This window comes from Rhodobacteraceae bacterium M385 (assembly GCA_025141835.1).
Classification (GTDB): Bacteria; Pseudomonadota; Alphaproteobacteria; order Rhodobacterales; family Rhodobacteraceae; genus Gymnodinialimonas.
Genome location: CP081102.1, coordinates 3,170,015 through 3,189,086, shown reverse-complemented (window position 1 = coordinate 3,189,086; position 19,072 = coordinate 3,170,015). Strand labels below are relative to the sequence as shown.

The 19,072-nt window shown below is 60.4% G+C and carries 23 protein-coding genes; 3 read left to right on the top strand and 20 right to left on the bottom strand.

Annotation, left to right across the window (positions count from 1 at the left end; all coding sequences use genetic code 11):
* Window positions 1-13 precede the first annotated feature (13 nt).
* The 9 genes from K3728_15620 to K3728_15580 all read right to left on the bottom strand — a co-directional run bounded on the left by K3728_15620 (window position 14) and on the right by K3728_15580 (window position 8,225).
* Window positions 14-1,501 (bottom strand): CpaF family protein, encoded by a 1,488-nt coding sequence (locus K3728_15620; protein ID UWQ95099.1) that lies wholly within the window; start codon window positions 1,499-1,501, stop codon window positions 14-16.
* Between the two features lie 4 nt (window positions 1,502-1,505).
* Entirely contained in the window at window positions 1,506-2,774 is a 1,269-nt protein-coding gene (locus tag K3728_15615; GenBank protein ID UWQ95098.1) for an AAA family ATPase, read from the bottom strand.
* A 299-nt stretch (window positions 2,775-3,073) separates the two neighbouring features.
* Window positions 3,074-3,736, bottom strand: a complete 663-nt coding sequence (locus K3728_15610; protein UWQ95097.1) for an OmpA family protein — start codon at window positions 3,734-3,736, stop codon at window positions 3,074-3,076.
* A gap of 13 nt (window positions 3,737-3,749) precedes the next feature.
* Window positions 3,750-5,150 (bottom strand): type II and III secretion system protein family protein, encoded by a 1,401-nt coding sequence (locus K3728_15605; GenBank protein UWQ95096.1) that lies wholly within the window; start codon window positions 5,148-5,150, stop codon window positions 3,750-3,752.
* Between the two features lie 215 nt (window positions 5,151-5,365).
* Complete coding sequence (cpaB, locus tag K3728_15600; GenBank protein UWQ95095.1) at window positions 5,366-6,190, bottom strand: Flp pilus assembly protein CpaB; 825 nt, start codon at window positions 6,188-6,190, stop codon at window positions 5,366-5,368.
* 203 nt (window positions 6,191-6,393) lie between these two features.
* A complete protein-coding gene (locus K3728_15595; GenBank protein UWQ95094.1) occupies window positions 6,394-6,618 on the bottom strand; it encodes a hypothetical protein in 225 nt (74 codons plus the stop codon).
* A 277-nt stretch (window positions 6,619-6,895) separates the two neighbouring features.
* Window positions 6,896-7,120, bottom strand: coding sequence for a hypothetical protein (locus K3728_15590; protein UWQ95093.1), 225 nt, complete (start codon window positions 7,118-7,120; stop codon window positions 6,896-6,898).
* 328 nt (window positions 7,121-7,448) lie between these two features.
* A complete protein-coding gene (locus K3728_15585; GenBank protein ID UWQ95092.1) occupies window positions 7,449-7,673 on the bottom strand; it encodes a hypothetical protein in 225 nt (74 codons plus the stop codon).
* Between the two features lie 327 nt (window positions 7,674-8,000).
* On the bottom strand, window positions 8,001-8,225 hold the full coding sequence (locus tag K3728_15580; GenBank protein ID UWQ95091.1) for a hypothetical protein: 225 nt from the start codon (window positions 8,223-8,225) through the stop codon (window positions 8,001-8,003).
* A 245-nt stretch (window positions 8,226-8,470) separates the two neighbouring features.
* Here K3728_15580 and K3728_15575 point away from each other — a divergent pair, with 245 nt between their 5' ends.
* Window positions 8,471-9,283, top strand: a complete 813-nt coding sequence (locus K3728_15575; protein ID UWQ95090.1) for a lytic transglycosylase domain-containing protein — start codon at window positions 8,471-8,473, stop codon at window positions 9,281-9,283.
* Here K3728_15575 and K3728_15570 read toward each other — a convergent pair.
* The 9 genes from K3728_15570 to K3728_15530 all read right to left on the bottom strand — a co-directional run bounded on the left by K3728_15570 (window position 9,280) and on the right by K3728_15530 (window position 15,129).
* Window positions 9,280-9,618, bottom strand: a complete 339-nt coding sequence (locus K3728_15570; protein UWQ97587.1) for an acyl-CoA thioesterase — start codon at window positions 9,616-9,618, stop codon at window positions 9,280-9,282. The genes K3728_15575 and K3728_15570 overlap by 4 nt on opposite strands.
* A gap of 43 nt (window positions 9,619-9,661) precedes the next feature.
* A complete protein-coding gene (locus tag K3728_15565) occupies window positions 9,662-10,285 on the bottom strand; it encodes a 3-oxoacid CoA-transferase subunit B (protein UWQ95089.1) in 624 nt (207 codons plus the stop codon).
* 32 nt (window positions 10,286-10,317) lie between these two features.
* Window positions 10,318-11,097: a hypothetical protein gene (locus K3728_15560; protein UWQ95088.1), complete on the bottom strand. Its 780-nt coding sequence runs from the start codon at window positions 11,095-11,097 to the stop codon at window positions 10,318-10,320.
* Window positions 11,094-12,158, bottom strand: a complete 1,065-nt coding sequence (locus tag K3728_15555) for a GSCFA domain-containing protein (GenBank protein ID UWQ95087.1) — start codon at window positions 12,156-12,158, stop codon at window positions 11,094-11,096. The genes K3728_15560 and K3728_15555 overlap by 4 nt, the downstream gene beginning before the upstream one ends.
* Window positions 12,155-12,553 (bottom strand): VOC family protein, encoded by a 399-nt coding sequence (locus K3728_15550; protein ID UWQ95086.1) that lies wholly within the window; start codon window positions 12,551-12,553, stop codon window positions 12,155-12,157. The genes K3728_15555 and K3728_15550 overlap by 4 nt, the downstream gene beginning before the upstream one ends.
* Complete coding sequence (locus tag K3728_15545) at window positions 12,554-13,249, bottom strand: CoA transferase subunit A (GenBank protein UWQ95085.1); 696 nt, start codon at window positions 13,247-13,249, stop codon at window positions 12,554-12,556.
* 99 nt (window positions 13,250-13,348) lie between these two features.
* Entirely contained in the window at window positions 13,349-14,449 is a 1,101-nt protein-coding gene (locus K3728_15540; protein ID UWQ95084.1) for a class II histone deacetylase, read from the bottom strand.
* Between the two features lie 43 nt (window positions 14,450-14,492).
* Entirely contained in the window at window positions 14,493-14,732 is a 240-nt protein-coding gene (locus tag K3728_15535; protein ID UWQ95083.1) for a hypothetical protein, read from the bottom strand.
* 10 nt (window positions 14,733-14,742) lie between these two features.
* The gene (locus K3728_15530) at window positions 14,743-15,129 is read right to left on the bottom strand and encodes a DUF393 domain-containing protein (GenBank protein ID UWQ95082.1); all 387 of its coding nucleotides are present in this window, start codon (window positions 15,127-15,129) and stop codon (window positions 14,743-14,745) included.
* A gap of 98 nt (window positions 15,130-15,227) precedes the next feature.
* Here K3728_15530 and K3728_15525 point away from each other — a divergent pair, with 98 nt between their 5' ends.
* Complete coding sequence (locus K3728_15525) at window positions 15,228-15,929, top strand: M48 family metallopeptidase (GenBank protein ID UWQ95081.1); 702 nt, start codon at window positions 15,228-15,230, stop codon at window positions 15,927-15,929.
* Window positions 15,923-16,267: a YigZ family protein gene (locus K3728_15520; GenBank protein UWQ95080.1), complete on the top strand. Its 345-nt coding sequence runs from the start codon at window positions 15,923-15,925 to the stop codon at window positions 16,265-16,267. The genes K3728_15525 and K3728_15520 overlap by 7 nt, the downstream gene beginning before the upstream one ends.
* Before the next feature lie 79 nt (window positions 16,268-16,346).
* Here the strand turns inward: K3728_15520 and K3728_15515 are convergent, their stop codons facing one another.
* Both K3728_15515 and rimO read right to left on the bottom strand, forming a co-directional pair.
* Entirely contained in the window at window positions 16,347-17,537 is a 1,191-nt protein-coding gene (locus tag K3728_15515) for a PD-(D/E)XK nuclease family protein (protein ID UWQ95079.1), read from the bottom strand.
* Between the two features lie 35 nt (window positions 17,538-17,572).
* A complete protein-coding gene (rimO, locus tag K3728_15510; GenBank protein UWQ95078.1) occupies window positions 17,573-18,937 on the bottom strand; it encodes a 30S ribosomal protein S12 methylthiotransferase RimO in 1,365 nt (454 codons plus the stop codon).
* Between the last annotated feature and the right edge of the window lie 135 nt (window positions 18,938-19,072).

The window sequence follows — 19,072 nt, the reverse complement described above, 5'->3', positions numbered from 1 at the left end:
TGTTGCTTAGGCCTTACTGGGCCGCGATGGGTTCATAGATCGACGCGGGCAGATCGTAGCCCCACTGCCGGAACCGCTCGGAATAATGGGACCGCACACCGCAGGCGGTGAAATGGCCAAGAATTTTGCCGTCAGGCTGAAGCCCCGTGCGCTGGAAACGGAACACCTCCTGCATGGAGATCACTTCGCCCTCCATCCCCGTCACCTCGGTGATGGAGACCATCCGACGAGAGCCGTCTTGCAAACGAGAGGCCTGCACAATCAGGTGCACAGCCGCCGAAATCTGGGCGCGAACCGCCTTTAGCGGCATCTCGATCCCGGCCATGGCGACCATATTTTCCAGACGCGAACAGGCGTCACGCGCGTTGTTGGCGTGGATCGTCGTCATGGAGCCATCGTGGCCCGTGTTCATGGCCTGCAACATGTCGATCACTTCTTCGCCGCGGGTTTCCCCCACGATGATCCGGTCAGGACGCATACGCAGGGCGTTGCGCAGACAGTCGCGTTGGGTCACAGCGCCTTTGCCTTCCACGTTCGGCGGGCGGCTTTCCATCCGGCCCACGTGAACCTGTTGCAGCTGAAGTTCTGCCGTATCCTCGATCGTCAGGATGCGTTCGCTGTTGTCGATGAAGGAAGACAGTGCGTTGAGCGTGGTGGTTTTACCCGAGCCTGTACCGCCCGACACAATCACGTTCAAACGGCACGCCACGGCGGCCTGAATATAGGCGGCCATTTCTTCGGAGAACGCGCCGAACTTGACCAGGTCGTCGATCCCAAGCTTTTCTTTCTTGAACTTACGAATGGAAACCAACGATCCGTCCACGGCCACCGGCGGCACCATCGCGTTGAAACGAGAGCCGTCTTTTAGCCGCGCATCGACGTAGGGGTTACTTTCGTCCACCCGGCGACCCACGGCGGACACGATCTTGTCGATGATCCGCAGCAGGTGACGTTCGTCCTTGAAACGCACGTCAGACAGTTCCAGCTTGCCCGCGCGTTCAACGAACACACGGTTGGGGCCATTCACCAGAATATCGTTAACGGTGTCGTCTTTTAGAAGCGGTTCCAGCGGGCCGAGGCCGGTGACCTCGTCGAACAATTCTATGTTCAGGGTCTGGCGATCTTCACGGTTGAGCACGACACCCATTTCACCAAGCTGCTCGCTGGTGATGGAGGTGATTTCGGCGCGAAGCTCTGCCTCTTTGGCGCTTTCCAGCGCAGATAGGTTAAGGTTGTCGAGAAGCCGGTGGTGCATCTCGGTTTTGACTTCATCCAGACGCAGGCGGCGCTTGCGGTCCTTGTCCTCGCCGCTGGCAGCGGCAGGCGTCGGAACCGCGGCCACCGGGCCGGGCTTGCGCGCGACTTTGGGCGCAGGCGCTGCGGCTTTGGGGGCGTCGGCTTTGGCGGGGGCCGGTGCCGGAGCGGCTTTCGCGGCCTTGGTCACTTCGCTGATGGGCGCAACGCCATCGCTATTGCCAGATTTTTTATACTTGGAGAACATCGCCTTACCCCTTCGCTTTCGCGCCGGTCGCCATGGCTTTGTAAAGCCCGTCGGTTAGCTTCATGATTTCCTTGCGCAGGGGGTTTTTCTTCGCGGCTTCGGCCAATGTTTCGCCGTTGTCGCCCGCCTGCATGACGGCCTTGCCCCCTTCGGGGAGCAGGGTGGAGAACTTCACACCAAGACTATCGGCCATCTTCTTCATGCGGTTTTTGCCATTCAAATCGGTCATGCCCGGCGCGCGGTTCAAGACGTAGTGCATCTTGTCCAGCGGCAGCCCTTCGGATTTGCACGCCTCGATGAAACGCATGGCGTTTTGGGCTGAACGCAGGTCCAGCTCCATCGTGGTGAAATATACGTCCGCCCGGTCCAGCACGGTTTCCGTCCACATCACCATCGTCTGAGGCATATCAACGACAACGATGTCAAAGGACTGCGCGGCAAGATCGATCACCGCGTTCACCTCGTCAGGGCCGATCAGGTCCAGGGGAACAATCTCGGCCGGGGTGGTGAAAACAGCCAGCTTTTCTTGATACGTCACAAGCGCCTGCTTGAAGCCGTCGTTGTCCATCGACGCTGCATCCTGCAACAGTTCCAGCACGATTTGACGGCGCGGCAGATCCAGATAGGTCGCGACAGAGCCGTGTTGCAGATCAAAGTCCAACACACAGACAGACGGCGGGTTTTTCTTGTCGGCATGGGCCAATTCCCACGCCATGTTCACCGCAAGCGTTGTCGCGCCGGTGCCGCCTGCAAGATTTTGCACGGCGAAAATGGCGGATTGCCCATCCATGCGCTGACCAGTGGCCGCCGTTGGGGCGGCGGGGGCGGGAACCTCGGCAATGGGGGCGGGTTCGGGCGGACGTTTTGCGTTGGCGATCTTTTCGATCGCGTCATGCAAAGCGCCTTCGGCCAGAGGGTAGGGGACGAAATCATCCGCGCCAAGGCGCAGCAATTCGCGCAGGCCAGCGGTTGAAAGGTTTTCGGGGATCAAGATCACGGCGACATCTTTGGCGCGGGCGGCGTGAATAACCTCTCCCACGCGGCCAAGGTCCGCTTCATCTTCCTCGCGCACAGCAAGAGCGATGAACTCCAGCGTGCCTTTGTCCAACGCATTAAGAAAATCGCGGGCCTCGTCAAAGCCCAGGTCACCCCATGCTTCGCCAAGCTCTTTTTCCATGTCTTCGATCAGAAGACCGAAGTGATGAACCTTGCTCGAAACCGTGCACGCCACAATAGGCGCTGGTTCAGAGTGTAATGCCAATCCGCTACTCATTCCTCAAATCCCACATCTGCCCGGGCTTCCCGGGTCGTTGCTATTCACGGGGCGTTTTTATCTGCTCGTACACGCCGTCCGTGATTCCATCGGGTCCGCTGCACATTCGGCACATGGGACCTTCTCGAGGATGAACTTGACCGCAGAAAGCGGCAGGAATGGGACACAAATGAGGGAATACGTTTACAATTCGCGGGCTTTCACTGGTTTGTCTCCAAACGAAAAACCGCGCCGAGCGGGGGCTCGACGCGGTTTTTGTTCTTAAATTCAGCAAGTTGCCCGGCGTAGACTGGCCTTAGCTATTCAGCCGCCGCACCGCCGCCACCTGCATCTCCCGCGCTTACGCTGCCAGAACGATAGGTGCGGTAGATGATTTCAGCGTAGCGACCATCCAGGACGAGGGGGTCGTTTTCCAGGAAGCCAGTCACCTCTGTCACCGTGCGACGGTTGCGGCGTTCTTCACCGTCCGTCGCCACGATTGGCTGGCTTTCACCCAAGGAAACAAGGGCTTGCAAGCGGCTGCGGCTGATGCCCTGGCTGACCAGATAGTTCACGGCAGCCCGCGCCCGGCGACGTCCAAGGCGCTGGTTGTACCCGTTGGAACCGACCGCATCGGTGTGCCCATAGACCGAGAATCGTACTTCAGGGAAGTTGCGGATGAACGCAGCCTGTTGGTTCAGAATATTGCGTGCTTCCGCGTCCAATTCAGCCGAATTAAAGGCAAAGTTGATCGTTGTGGGCACGGTATTGGCGAAGCGTTCGCCCAGGATCTCGGCCCACTGGATATCGCCGTTGTGCACGCCGATATTGTTGCGGGTGGGTTGGCCGAACGTGCCGTTTTCATCCAGATGCGCCCCAAGGGGCCGCCCGGTTTCAACGGTAAGTGATCCGCAAGCCGTCAGGGCCAAAGTGGACCCCAGCGTCGCAAGAACAGCACGGCGGGAGTGGCGTTGATGTGTCATGGTCAAGTCCCTCTCAATCCAACACGTAGCCGTAAGAGCCGGAGAAGTCTTGTTGAGCGACCTCTCCTGCCGCGGTGCCGGGGGCGGGGCCTCGGCCTTCGACGTGACCGCCAAAGAACAACTCGCTTTCGGTCGGGATACGAACACGGTCGGTGGGCAAGGCCAGAGCCTCACCGTTGACCGGGCTAACCAGATGCGCGGTGACGATAATCACCAGCTCCGATTGCTCTCGCTGATAGGACGAGGACCGGAACAGCGGCCCAAGAACCGGAAGATCGCTGAGCCACGGCACTGCACCAACCGAGCTGCGGAAGTCATCTTGCAACAGGCCCGCAATGGCAAAGCTGTCACCGTCACGCATTTCCACCGTGGTCGTGGCCGAGCGGGTGTTGACCGCAGGGGCGCCGGTGGCGGCGATGATCTCACCGATCGAAGAGATCTCGGCGTTCAGCGCAAGGTTGATGATCCCGTCAGTGACAACGGTGGGGGTGAAGGCCAGCTGGACGCCGAAAGGTTTGAATTCAATCGTCGTGCCGCCCGATTCCGATTCCGTGGGCACCGGATATTCACCGCCCGCAAGGAACGAGGCCGTCGCACCGGAAAGCGCCGTCAGGTTCGGTTCGGCCAACGTGCGCACGAGACCATTCGATTCAAGGGCTTCCAGAAGAACCGACAGTTGCAAACCGCCCGCCGAGAAACTGACGCCAAGCCCGCCGGTACGGCCACTTAAGCCCGAGCCGATATCGGACGCGCCGAAGCTTGTGGGACCACTGGCGCTGCCAGTGCCGAGGGTCATGCCAGCATCAGAAGTGGAGCCGCCGATCCCGAGGGAGGCTGACAATTCTTGCCGCACGGTGCGCTGCATTTCGGCAAAGCGTACCTGCAACATCACCTGTTGCTGTCCGCCCACCATCATCAGGTTGGACACTCGGCCCGGCGCATAACGCTCGGCCAATTCCATGGCGCGATCGACGGCAAAAGAAGATCCGACAGTGCCCGACAGGACGATGCCGTCGTTGGCGGTGCGTACCTCGACGGCGTCGCCGGGAAGGATTTCACGCAGACGCTCGCGCAGTTCGGCCACATCGGGGACGACCTGAATTTCGACGTTGGCGATGAGGGAACCGTCGGCCCCCAGCAGCGTCATCGTCGTCCGCCCGGGCGCACGGCCCAGAACGTAGATGGAGCGTTCAGAAAGTGTTGCGATATCCGCAATTGCCGGGTTGGCGACGGAAAGCTCTGCAAAGAGCATCTCTGCCTCAACAACGACCGCGCGGTTCATCGGCACCCGTAGGGTACCGGTGCTTTCGCCCTCTACAACACGCAGGCCTTGGGCCTGAGCTGAGGGAATTGGTTGAATAAGAAGTGTTGCCGCACCCAGAAGGCACGCGCGCAAAATACCAGTCATACTCATTGTGACCTGCCTCTATGCCACGGTGTAAGGCGTTGTCCAAATGGCCGCCCTTTAGAGCAACATGCCTCATTTACTCTTTTCACGCAAGAATCATGGCGTTGTGGCGTGAAGTTCATGTGCCATATCCACAACGGTTGCGATTTATCCACATGAAAGAAGGCGCCCGCGGCGGGAAGCCGGGGCGCCTTGGTGGGCTGTGGATAAAGTGTGTAGCCTCAGTTCACGCAGGGAACCTGAGTGATGACAACTTCAGCGCCGCGACGGTTGCGAACGGTGCAAACACGAGGTCCGTCAGAGGCCACGACCTCGACCTCACCCAGAAGCGCAGAGGTCGAAACTTCGACTTCGCCTTGCTCGGTGTCATCGTTCACGCCAACCAGCGCCAGCGTCAAAGAGCCGGAGCCTTGGGCTTGCGTCAAAGCGGCCACATCTTCAGGACGCGCCGTGACGGTAATGGTCCGCGCAATGGTCGGGCTGTTGCGCTGTTCATCGGCAATCTGGTCGATTGCGATCAACTGCACGTTGGCCCGGATCAGACGCGTTACCGTATCGCCGTTGCGGCCAGGGCCCGTCCAGTAGACGTCGACGCGGTCACCGGGACGCAGGAAGCCGGACACGCCGGAGTTCACATCGACACGCAACGCAATGGCGCGCATTCCCTCTTCCAAACGCGAGGCAACGCCCGCGTCTTCACCGGGGGCGGTGACTTTGGCCAGAAGGATCGGCTCGTGCTGTTCCATCATCCGAATGACGGTGCGCGGCTCGTCCCCGTCTGCGGGAAACAGGTCTTCCATGGACGTGAACGCGCCGAAGGGGACGTGCTCGGCCGGCCAACGGATAAGTTGAACATCCTCAGGGGTCAGACGCTCTCCGTAGCGGAGCTGCCTGTTGACCACGACCACCTCGACGGTGGGAAGGATTGCATCGCGCTGTTCGGCCAGCGCGGTCTGATATTGGTCAAAACGATCTTTGGCGATTGAAACGGCAAAGCCGGCCAAGCCGACGCCAACGGCAAGGACTAGTATGAAAACGATACGCATGTTGCCCACCTCGTAATTTAACTGCCCGTGCCGGGACAATCCCGGCAACAAAGCTGGCTACACCCTGCGTTTGTTGCGCAGGAATCGGGCGAAAACATGGTGGCGTTACGGAATGACCGTGGCGCGGCCACTTTGGCCCTTGGCGCTGACCTGGCCGACCTCGGGATTGCCCCGAAGGGCACCCGAGGCGGGCGAGGCGCGCATTATTCAGTTTCAGTGAACGTCGTGTTGTTGGCGAATGGATCGGTCAGCGGATCTGTGTCCGTCAGGCCTTGGCCAATATCGGTGGAGAGGTTTTCAACACCGCCCGAGACGACAGACATGACAGCCAAACCAAGGCCCACGAGGGCGGCGGTCAGGACAACCCAGTCAACCGTGACGGCGCCAGATTCATTGAGGGCGAAATTCGTGATGTGCGACAGAGCCATAATAGGAACTCCCATTTTGTCAGTGAGAAAGTTGCCGATCCCTTCAGAAGGAAGGACCGAGGCGCGTTCTGCACCGGCGCTTTTCGATGAGCGCAGGGAATGTTTGGCGGGAAACTGGGGGCAAGAATGTGGCAGGGGTTCGTTCGCGAACGCCCGTTTCCCTAAGGCTTTAGTCGATGTTTCGGATGTTTCGAGCGGGGGTAGGCGCCGCCCAAACGAAAACCGCCGCGCTCTGGGGGAGCGCGACGGTTACGTAGATCAGCAGTAGATGCTGAAATTAGTCGTTGCCAGCAATCGCGGCAGCGTTGGTCGCGAAGATGTTGGCGGATGGGTCGGTTGCAGTCAGGTCGGCGGAGATGTCGTTGGACAGATCTTCAACACCGTTGGACACAACGGCCATGACGGCCAGGCCGAGGCCAACGAGAGCAGCGGTCAGAACGACCCAGTCAACGGTCACGGCGCCGGATTCGTCTGCTGCGAAGTTTTTGATGAAGTTAGTCATGGTAGGCTCCAATTTGATAAAAGTTGTTCAGTTCCAGGTTGCGGTTCCCGTTGTGGGCCGCTGCCCTTGGGATGAATACTGTTTGATGGTTAATCGGGGCGGGAATGGGGCGTGTGTGCGCAATTTATGAGAAATCTGCCGGGTTGTTTTAAGGCACCTGTTTGGGGCCAACCTCGCGCCGCTCGTCGCCAACGAATCCTACGCGGGCTTCTGAACGTGGCAGCTCAACAAACGAAAGCGGTCCTTGAACAAAGACCGCCCTTCAAACGAAAACCGCCGCGCTCTGGGGGAGCGCGACGGTTACGTAGATCAGCAGTAGATGCTGAAATTAGTCGTTGCCAGCAATCGCGGCAGCGTTGGTCGCGAAGATGTTGGCGGATGGGTCGGTGGCTGTCAGGTCGGCGGAGATGTTGTCGGACAGATCCTCAACACCGTTGGACACAACGGCCATGACGGCCAGGCCGAGGCCAACGAGAGCAGCGGTCAGAACGACCCAGTCAACGGTCACGGCGCCGGATTCGTCTGCTGCGAAGTTTTTGATGAAGTTAGTCATGGTAGGCTCCAATTTGATAAAAGTTGTTCAGTTCCAGGTTGCGGTTCCCGTGTGGGCCGCTGCCCTTGGGATGAATACTGTTTGATGGTTAATCGGGGCGGGAATGGGGCGTGTGTGCGCAATTTATGAGAAATCTGCCGGGTTGTTTTAAGGCACCTGTTTGGGGCCAACCTCGCGCCGCTCGTCGCCAACGAATCCTACGCGGGCTTCTGAACGTGGCAGCTCAACAAACGAAAGCGGTCCTTGAACAAAGACCGCCCTTCAAACGAAAACCGCCGCGCTCTGGGGGAGCGCGACGGTTACGTAGATCAGCAGTAGATGCTGAAATTAGTCGTTGCCAGCAATCGCGGCAGCGTTGGTCGCGAAGATGTTGGCGGATGGGTCGGTGGCTGTCAGGTCGGCGGAGATGTTGTCGGACAGATCCTCAACACCGTTGGACACAACGGCCATGACGGCCAGGCCGAGGCCAACGAGAGCAGCGGTCAGAACGACCCAGTCAACGGTCACGGCGCCGGATTCGTCTGCTGCGAAGTTTTTGATGAAGTTAGTCATGGTAGGCTCCAATTTGATAAAAGTTGTTCAGTTCCAGGTTGCGGTTCCCGTGTGGGCCGCTGCCCTTGGGATGAATACTGTTTGATGGTTAATCGGGGCGGGAATGGGGCGTGTGTGCGCAATTTATGAGAAATCTGCCGGGTTGTTTTAAGGCACCTGTTTGGGGCATGATTCAGGAATTGGCGCTCTGACAACTGGCGAAGACCAGTAAAACAAGGCGTTTTGAGCAGTTTTACAGGTGATCCATGATCAATCGGATAGTGTGGACGACCGCTTTTGCGGTCCTTTTGGGCAATTCTGCCATCGCGCAAGAAAGCGGAATTCGCTTTGTCCGCGCCCCGGAAGCCGGGCAAACGGGCCCGCGCATTAATATTCAGATCACCGAAGAAGATATGGTGCGGCAGGGCGCTCCGGTGGCGGTAGTGCCCGCTTTGGACGAGGTGGCCGCTGTGGTCGCGCCCGCATCTGATGGGGCATCGGCGTGGTTCTGGGCCGCGGTGCCAAGCCAGATGCCTGCCGATCCCGCGCGTTTCTGGGCCGCGCAGGAGCATTTGGCCCAAGCCCCCGAGGCCAGCGGTCTTGGCGCGCCGCGTCTTGATACGGTCAGCCGGATTGCCGCCAGCCACGGACGAGAGATTTTGGCCGCCACCATTGGCACGCAGGTCTCTCCTGCTTTTGCGCTGGCGGTCATCGCCGCAGAAAGCGCCGGGCGCGTGGATGCGGAAAGCAGCGCGGGTGCGCAGGGGTTAATGCAGTTAATCCCCGCCACGGCTGAACGCTTTGGCGTCACTGACGCCATGGACCCGGCGCAGAACATTGCAGGGGGTGTGGCCTACTTGGATTGGCTCATGGAAACCTTCGACCGAGACCCGATTCTGGTGCTGGCCGCCTATAACGCGGGTGAAGGCGCGGTCACACGCGCGGGCGGCGTGCCCGAGTATGATGAGACCCGCACCTACGTGCCCCGTGTCCTGTCCGCTTGGGCGATGGCAAGGGGCCTGTGCAATACGCCGCCCGATCTGGTGTCGGACGGCTGCGTTTTCCAGATGATGAACTAGGCTTCGGGCGGCAGAGGCCGGGTCACGCCGGATTCAGCGATCGCCACAAAGGTAAAGTCGCCCTCGGTCACGAGGATTTTCTCACTCGTGCGCTGACGGCGAACCCAAGCCTCAATATGCATGGTCACCGAGGTGCGGCCCGTCGCGGTGATCTGCGTGTAGACCGAGAAGAGATCCCCCACCAAAACCGGTGCGTGGAAGCGCAGCGCCTCAATCGCGACGGTGGCGCAACGGCCTTGGGCGCGGTCAATGGCGGTGGTGCCGGCGGCGATGTCCATCTGGCTCACGACCCAGCCGCCAAATACGTCCCCGCCCGCGTTGGTATCGCCGGGCATGGGGACGGTTTGCAGGGTCAGTGTGCCTTGGGGGCTGCGAGGTTCAGACAATGGTGGCCTGCGTCGCGGCACGCAGCTCGTCTTCAGTGACGCCTTCGGCGGTTTCAACGATCTTTAACCCGCCCTCGACCACATCCAGCACGCCGAGATTGGTGATGATCCGGTCCACAACGCTTTTGCCGGTCAGCGGAAGGGTGCACTCGCGCAGTACCTTGCTGTCGCCGTGTTTGTTGGTGTGGTCCATCACCACAACGACCCGGCCCACGCCTGCAACAAGGTCCATTGCACCGCCCATGCCTTTGACCAGCTTGCCGGGGATCATCCAGTTTGCAAGGTCGCCATTCTCGGCCACTTCCATCGCGCCGAGGATCGCCATGGCGATCTTACCACCCCGGATCATGCCGAAGGACTGAGAGCTATCGAAGTAAGAGGTGTGAGGCAGCTCCGTAATCGTCTGCTTGCCTGCGTTGATCAGGTCTGCGTCTTCTTCGCCCTCAATCGGGAAGGGGCCCATGCCAAGCATCCCGTTCTCAGACTGTAGTGTCACCTCGATCCCATCGGGGATGTAGTTGGACACCAGCGTCGGGATGCCGATGCCAAGGTTCACATACCAGCCGTCCTGAAGTTCTTGCGCGGCGCGTGCGGCCATCTGGTTGCGGTCCCACATAGGGTATCTCCTTCGGGCTAAGGGAAAGCGTGTTAGCGTGTTGTGCCGATTGCTATCGCAAAGGCGTTGAAAAGCGAAGCGCCGAAATCGGCGTTCATGTGACGGTGATCGTTGAGCAAGCGGCCCTCGGCCCGGAAATCCATCGAGCCAAGCCCATAGGGTTCCTTTGTCAGGAAAGGGGCGGCGATAGTTTCTTCAGGTTGCGGCACGTAGGTCATGTCCCGGGCGGCCAAGGCGCGAGTAAGGGCCGCGCGGTAGAGAGCGTGCAATGCGTCGGCATGGGGGTAGCTGGCCATGGACGCATAGGGTTGCTGGTGATGGTCGCCTTTGGGCACGACCGCTGTTGTGGGGTAGGGCGCGAGGGCGACATGCAGGGGGCGGGTGCCGAACTGCGCCCGCAAGTGATCGGCGCGGGTGGCAATCGCCTCGTCCATGGTGGCCTGCAAGGCGGGCAGCGATAGCAAATCGCGGCCCGTCCGGGTGGGCCAGTCGGCAATGTCATAGGACAGGGCCGTCCAGAGGGTGGAGGGCATGCCAAGGGTATCGCCAATCACAAGGATGTCGGAGAATGGTGCAAGATCAAGGGTCGGCGCGCCGTTTACCCGCCGGGCCAGTTTCATGGCGGCGTGGTCGGCTCGGTCCGGGCCGAAGGCGCCATCAATTGTGCAAGCGCCATCAAACTTGCCGCCGGGCAGGCCGTAACAGGTCAGCGAGAGGGTGGGGTGGGCAGATGCAATCCGGTCTTGGGCGTATTTCACCGCGCCAATGTTCGAGGTGCCGATCACGGCAACTTTGCGGACGGGCGGTGTCATTTCGCCTCCGACGGGGCAAAAGCGTCCAGAAGGATATCTTCGCAGATGGCGTCATCCTCAGGCGTAGCGGTCGCAGCAGACGGCTCCTCAGCCGCTGCCGCGCCTTCCTCGCCGCACAAGCTGTGGGCGGATAGGAAACATTGCATGATCTGGGCGACGATCTCGGGCCGGACAGAGCGTAGATCGTCGGCGAAGACGCTTTGCGGATGAGCGGGCGAGGTCACCAATTCGTAGCTCGGGAAGTAATCTATCCGCTCGCTGCTGTCGGCCAGCATATCGCATACCACGCGCAACACGGACTTGGAGCGTACGGTGGCGGGCAACACGTGGTCGCCCGAGGCCGTGGCCGCGAGCGGCACCGGCGACACGGTCAGCAGCCACTTCAGGTCTGGGTTGATCGAGGACAAAGCCTCTTCCAGCGCGGTGAAGTCTTCGATGATGTCGGCCACGCCGTAGTTGGCAAAGCGGAAGACGTCGGGGTCGTACTGGCCGGCAATGGTGCCCGGCGCGGTGGGGTAGACGGTGCCGGATTCGCGATGTTCCCACGCCTCTGTCAGGCCCAGGGTGAAGACAATCACATCTGCCTCTTGCAGAGCGCGGGCCAGCGCGGCCAGATGTTGCGCCCGCATCTCTTGCACCAATGCCGCGGACGCGAGCCCCTCCGGCTCCACCCCGGGGCGTTGCGCATCCCAAAAGCGTCCGTCCTTTTCCCACACCGGCAGGGCGGGGGGCGCCCCGCCCAGTTCCTCAACCAACTGGCGGAACTGTTTCACTGTGTAGATATTGCCGAACCGCGCGGAATAGACGCCGTAGCCAAAGCGTTTCGCGGTCTCCGGCGGCAGGCCGCGCCGGGCGGGCTCTGCATCTATCACGTTGATGCCCGCGCCTTTCATTGCCGCGCCCACATGCTGCGCGAAGCAAGAGCCTGCGGTGAAAACCTTGGTGTCTTTGGTGACGGCAAACTTGGGGCGATAGATACCTGCCGGAAAGGGCGAGGCCCCCGCCACACCGCCCCGCCAAAATGCGCGGGCCGCAAGGCCGCTGTAGGGCGAACGGGTCATGATGCGTCCCCCTGCAACTGGGTGAACAGCATCAGGAAACCGTCAGGATCTTTGATGTGAAATTCGCGGGTGCCGTAGCTTTGATCGAACGGCGCACGCACGCGCCCTTCGGGGAGATCCGCCAGACGCGGGGCAATCTCGGTCCAATAGCCGTCCAGATCATCCACCCACATCTGGGCCGAGATATTGTTGGCTGTCGCAGCAAGCGCCGCTTCATCTGCGGCGTTTACAAAGGCCACCATCAGCGCCCCACGCCGGACCAAGCCATAGCCGTAGTCCGCATTCCCGACCTCATGGGTGAAGCCGAGCCGTTGCGTGTAGAACGCAAGGCTCGTTGCCAGATCAGACACCGGCACGATCGGCGATGTGCCAGAGACGCCCGGTGTGGCGCGCATTTACGCCGCCCGTACCGTCCGTTGCTCGATCCGCTTTTCGTGCTCGCCTTGGATCATCCGGTGCACGTAAATACCCGGCAGGTGGATGGCGTCGCCGTCCAGCGTGCCGGTTTCCACGATCTCTTCCACCTCAAGGATGCAGACCTTGCCGCACATTGCCGCTGGAGGGTTGAAGTTACGCGCGGTCTTGCGGAACACGGCGTTGCCGGTGGCGTCCGCTTTCCATGCCTTCACGATAGAGAGATCGGCGAAGATGCCTTCTTCAAGGATGTAATCTTGGTCGCCCCAGGTCTTCACCTCTTTGCCTTCGGCAATCACAGTGCCGACGCCAGTCTTGGTGTAGAAACCGGGGATGCCGGCGCCGCCGGCGCGCATCCGCTCGGCCAAGGTGCCTTGGGGGTTGAACTCCAGCTCCAGCTCGCCGGAAAGGTACTGACGCATGAATTCCGCGTTTTCGCCCACGTAGGACGACATCATTTTTTTGATCTGGCGTGTCTCCAGCAATTTGCCGAGGCCAAAGCCGTCCACACCTGCGTTATTGGAGGCGACCGTGATATCCTTGGTGCCCGCCGCAACGATGCCGTCGATCAGCAGTTCGGGAATGCCACACAGGCCAAAACCGCCCGCTGCGATCAACATGCCGTCGAAAAGGACGCCATCCAGCGCCTCTGCTGCCGAGCCATAGACCTTTTTCATGCGTATATCCCCTGAAGTGCTGCGTTGCGGCGCAAATTGGCTGAGGGGGCGGGCTAAGTCAACGACGCTCACGCTGGAAGGTGCCCACCCCCGCGCTCGTTATAGATCGAGGGTTTCGGCCATCTCGGCAATCAAGGTCGAGATGTAGCGATTAAACCGCGCGTTCGGTTGCTGGCCTTCAAACTTCGCTTGAAACGGATCGGCGGCGTAGATGTCACTACCCGACATGGTTTCCAGAACGCCGTGACCAAGGAAAGGCACGTGGACTTCGGAATAACCGCCTTCATGGGCCATCATCAGGCGGCCATCGCAAAGATCGGCAGCGGCTTCCATGGTCATTTCGGTCATCGCGCGGAAGGTGTCGCCGCCGGTAATCATTCGGCTCAACGGATCCACGAGCGAGGCGTCATAGCCGCAAGCCACGACAATCGCGTCGGGCTGGAAAGCGTGAAGCGACGGGATCACAAGGCGCTCAAACGCCTCAATATAGCCAGCGTGCCCGGTGCCGGGCGGCAGAGGAATGTTGAGGTTATACCCCACACCCCCGTCCGACCCGCGATCCGCGAAGTCGCCGCTATCGAGCGGGTAGTTGCGTTCTTGGTGCAGTGAAATCGTCAGCACGTCATCCCGGTCGTAGAAGATCGCCTCGGTCCCATTGCCGTGGTGCACGTCCCAGTCGATGACGGCGACACGGTCCGTCAGCCTATGGGTCTGCGCCGCCTCTATCGCGATGGCGAGGTTGGCGAGAAGGCAGAACCCGTTGGGAAAATCTGGCAGGCAATGATGACCGGGCGGGCGCGACAGGGCGTAGGCGTTATCCACCTCGCCCTTCAGGGTGGCGAATAGGGCGGCCTTGGCCAAGCCTGCTGACAGGCTGGCGATCTCGAACCCATCGGGGCCAAAGGGAGTGCGCAGGCCAAGCTCTCCGCCGCCTTCAGCCGATTTGGCTTTGAAGCTTTCGATATAGTGACGCGGGTGAACGCGCAGCAGGTCTTCTTCTGTCGCGGCGGGGGCGTGGCGTGTGGCCAGTTCGTCCCAAAGGCCCGTGACATGGAGAAGGTTCACAAGGCGGCGCTTTGTTTCGGGGTTTTCGGGTAGGCCGCCCCCCGGCTGCACCAAACCGCCCACCGGCAAGAGCCCTGCGTAATTGCCGCCGGAATGCCAGAAGCAGCGTTCATCCCAGAAAAATCCTGTAGTCATGGCAGTTCCTTGGGTCTGAGGGGGGGGGCACAATGCCAAGAGGTTACGTCTGGTCCCGCGCCAGTTGGTAAGCCCCTTCGGGCAAGTCGAGGGCGGCGGCAAGGTCACGGACTTGGTCCAATGACAACGTAATCGTACGCACCTGATCGGTGCGCGGATCAACCTGTTGCAGGGTTACGCATTCATCAAAGGCCGAGACAATCACGTCTTCCTGCAAGGGCAATTCGCCCTCATCCACCAAGGTGACAACGGTGGCGTCGAATTCGTGCTCAATGGTAAACATGCAGGGAAGGTTAGGGGCGTGCGGTGGGGTTGCCAAGCCTCTCTCTGCGTAGATGCATCCGGTAAAGGAGCGGGGCCGCAACCCGGTCATAGAGCAGCGCAAAGATTGCCCCCACCACGGGAAGTCGCACGGTGCGTGCCATCCAGCGCAGGCCAGGCAGGTGATCCCAGATCGCGGCGAAGGCGTCGATCCCCGAGATCACTTGGCCATCCGGCAGTTTTGCGTGCAGGCGGCGGGAGGCTTGCGTTTCGGTCAGCGCCCATTGGGCCGTGTCGATGCTGTTCACATCCACAAACACCAAGGACGCATTGGCCGCTTCGGCGCGGCGGGTGTAGTGACGCATTTCGGCCCGACAGATGGGGCACCGGTCATTATAGAGAATTCGCGTGCTTTCCATGGCCTGAATATAGCCATTCTTACGGCTCTGTGAACGGGAATGCTCTGGACGCGGGGGCGGGTGCAGCTAGTGTTAAGGCTACCCTGCCGGAGACTTCGATGCGCGCCCTTATCCCCCTTCTGTCCGCCCTCGCGCTGAGCGCCTGTGTAACGACCACGCCAACCGTGAACGGCGGCGGTGGTAGCGCTGCGGTGCCAGAGAGTGTCCCCGTTTCCGTCGCCCGCGCGGTAGAGGTCACGCGGCGGATGGAGCCGGTGGCCGAACAGATGTGCCGGACCCAAGCGCCCCTGCTCAATTGCGACTTCGAGTTTCTGGTGAACCGTGATCCCCGCGCCGGGGTGAATGCGTTCCAGACGATCAACCGCGACGACGGTCGCCCGATCATCATCCTGACCGTCGGCATGATTAGAACGGTGCGAAACGACGACGAACTCGCCTTTGTAATCGGCCATGAGACCGCCCACCACATCGCCGAACACATTGGCCAGCAACAGGCGGCAGCCCGTGCCGGGGCAGAGGTGTTTGGCACAACGGCACAGCGGCGCGGCGCAAGCAGGCCGGAGATCATCGCAGCAGCGCAGCGGGGGGCTATGCTGAGCACCTCGGAATTCAGCCAAAGGGCCGAGTTAGAGGCCGATAGCCTAGGCACGATCCTGACCTGCCGTGCAGGCTTTGACCCCGTCATCGGCGCGCGGTTCTTTAGCCAACTGCCGGACCCCGGCGCGCGGGTCTTTGCCACCCATCCGCCCAATGCGGCGCGGATCAGAACGGTGAATGAAACGGCTGCACGTTCGTGTTGATTGAAGGGGTCGTAAGTGACCGCGGCTCCAAATACGCGGTTTCGGGCGGGGCCGTGGCGGACCGCGCGGGCGTGGATGCTTTCCTGAAAGAGCTCAAACGCAAGAAGAAATACGCCAAGGCGACCCATAACACATGGGCGGTTCTGCTGTCTGGCGGCCCGCTCAAGAACGACGACGGAGAGGGCGGCGCAGGCCAAGTGATCTTGCAAATGCTGGAGCGTGAAGACCTGCGCAACCACGTGGTTGTGGTCACGCGCTGGTATGGGGGCAAACACCTTGGCGGCGACCGCTTCCGCCACGTCGCCACCTGCGTGCGCACCTATCTGGAGGCGCTTTAGGCGGTTACCGAACCATATCGCCGTTATAGGCACGGGAGGTTGGTGCACACGAATCGGCCCAAGACGATCAGCGCTGCTCTCAGTCCCCTTTGGTGACTTCTTGACGGCTCAGGGCGTCCGTGTATGGGGGGATATGTTCCACCAAAAAGTCCACAAGCCGAGATTGGACTTTTGGCGCGACCTTCTCCAGCTCAAGATTCATTTGATGGTCGTCCTGCGCGCGGGACAAGTGGATGGTTTCTGCGGCTAGCCTCGTCCACTTGCCGGTTAAGCTCTTGCTGCTGCCCGTTTGGGCAGTGGGATGTTGGCTGATCCGAGTGTATATACTTTCGCGGGCAGCAGCATCGCCGGGGTTAATCTGAAACCGCACATGAACGCGTTTTCCGTAGCATTCGAGTTCGCACAAGAGCAGACGCTTTCCAGCCTCTGCATCATCCGGGTCGATATTTCCATGGGGGTCCCAAGCAGGCACGGAAATCCGTGTGTAGGTGTTGGAACTAGATTCCAATTTAATTCGGTGGCCCGTCTGTTCTTTGACGGCGCTCGCGACCCGCCCAAAGACCTCGGGCGACTGCATCAGCCCCGAAAGATCACGCATGGGATTGGGGCGCTGCTCCATCAAGTAGTTCAGGGCCATACCATGGCGCGCCCAGATGCGGGTGGCCAATTCTTCCAAATCAGGGTTGTCCAAGTGGCGTCTCCTCATCATAGCAACATAAGCTCTGAGCATGTCTGCCCCAGCCTCAGCAGTACCGCGCGTCTTCATCATGCGTTCGAAGTTTTCCACGACGCTCAGGAAAGACACGGGCTCCCATCTGTCGTCAGAGGGCTCATCCGCTTTCACCGTCAAGAAAAAATAGCGTTTGATCGCATTGGGCCATTCAGCTTCAACAATACCGGCGTATTTGGGGAGTTGGTCTTTTGTTTCAGCCGCGCCGATCTTGATTTCAATGGCGAAGACATGGGCGCTGCCTTCGCTGCCTTCAAAAATCAACAAAAGGTCGATGTTTCGCCACTCACGGCGAACCTCGACGTTCATATCAGTTGCATATCGCAACAGCAGTCGAGTCTGCGAAGATGCAGAATTCGCCAAAAGGGCGTCGGTGAAGGCGACGAGGCCAGCGGTACCAAGCCCATGGGGGCGGGACGGGTCAATTATGTAGGAAAGAAAATTGGAATGCCGGATTTCTTGGTGGGAGATCCCGGTGGCGTCGAATGGGCAAAACACATCCATGCGCTCCGATAGTGCGCGAAAATCGTTATCATCCAAGATGAGGGCAGAAAGTTCGTTGCCGGCGTCCGCACTCAAGAAAGCGTACCCCAAAGGTCGTAATCGCTGGCCTCGTCCACCTCGACCGTGACCATGTCGCCGGGGTTAAGGTTCTCAAACCCTTCGTCGATGAACAGGTTGCCGTCGATTTCGGGCGCGTCTGCCATGGTGCGGCAGGTAGCGCCTTCTTCGTCTACGGCGTCCACTAGCACTTGCATCGTGCGGCCCACTTTGGCTTGCAGCTTCGCTTCGGAAATCGCTTGCGCCTTCTCCATGAAACGGTCCCAACGGTCTTGTTTGACCTCGGCAGGCACGTGATCTGGCAGCGCGTTGGAGCGGGCGCCATCGACGTTTTCGTACTGGAAGCAGCCGATGCGGTCCAATTGCGCTTCATCGAGCCAATCCAGAAGGGTCTGGAACTCTTCCTCGGTCTCGCCGGGGTAGCCGACGATGAAGGTGGAGCGCAGGGTGATATCGGGGCAATCGGCCCGCCACGCCCGAATTTCATCGAGCGTACGGGACGCCGCCGCAGGCCGCGCCATGCGTTTGAGCACATCGGGGTGGGCGTGTTGGAACGGAATATCCAGATAGGGCAGCAACCCGTTGGCGGGATCGGCCATCAGGGGGATCAGCTCGCGCACATGGGGGTAAGGGTAGACATAGTGCAGGCGCACCCAAGCGCCCAAGGTGGCCAGATCACGGGACAGGCCAAGGATCGGAAACTTCTCGTCCCGGCCCTTCCAGTCAACGCCATAGGCGGAGGTGTCCTGAGAAATAATCAGCAGCTCTTTCACGCCACTTTCCACCAGTTTCTCGGCCTCGCGCATCACGGCTTTCTGAGGGCGAGAGGCGAGTTTGCCCCGCATGTCGGGGATGATGCAGAACTTGCACTTGTGGTCGCAGCCCTCGGAAATCTTCAGATAGGCATAATGGCGCGGCGTCAGCTTCACGCCAGCCGCGGGCAGCAGATCAACAAAGGGATCGGGCGACGGCGGCACGGCCCCGTGGACGGCATCCAGAACCTGTTCGTATTGTTGCGGTCCGGTGACGGCCAGAACCTTGGGATGAGCGCCGGTGATATATTCCGGTTCCGCCCCCAGACAGCCCGTCACGATAACCTTGCCGTTGGCCTCCAACGCCTCACCAATAGCGTCGAGGCTTTCAAGCTTGGCGCTATCAAGGAAGCCGCAGGTGTTCACGATCACCGCTTCGGCCCCGGTGTAATCGGGGCTGATCGCATAGCCTTCGGCGCGCAGCCGGGTCAGGATGCGTTCGCTATCCACCAAGGCCTTGGGACAGCCAAGCGACACCATGCCGATACGCGGCTGACCGGGGCGGGCATCATCGGGCACGCGGGCGCGGGCCAAGTCGGGGCGGAGAAGGGGTGGGTTCTGGCTCATGCCCTGCCAGATAGCCGCTGCGCGATGCCAAGGAAAGGCCCGCGTGGATCGGCAAAGCCTTGCCGTTTGTGCAGGTTTTGGATGTGCGAAGCGCCTGAACCGCGATAGGCTGGGGATATTGAGCAAATAAGGCGC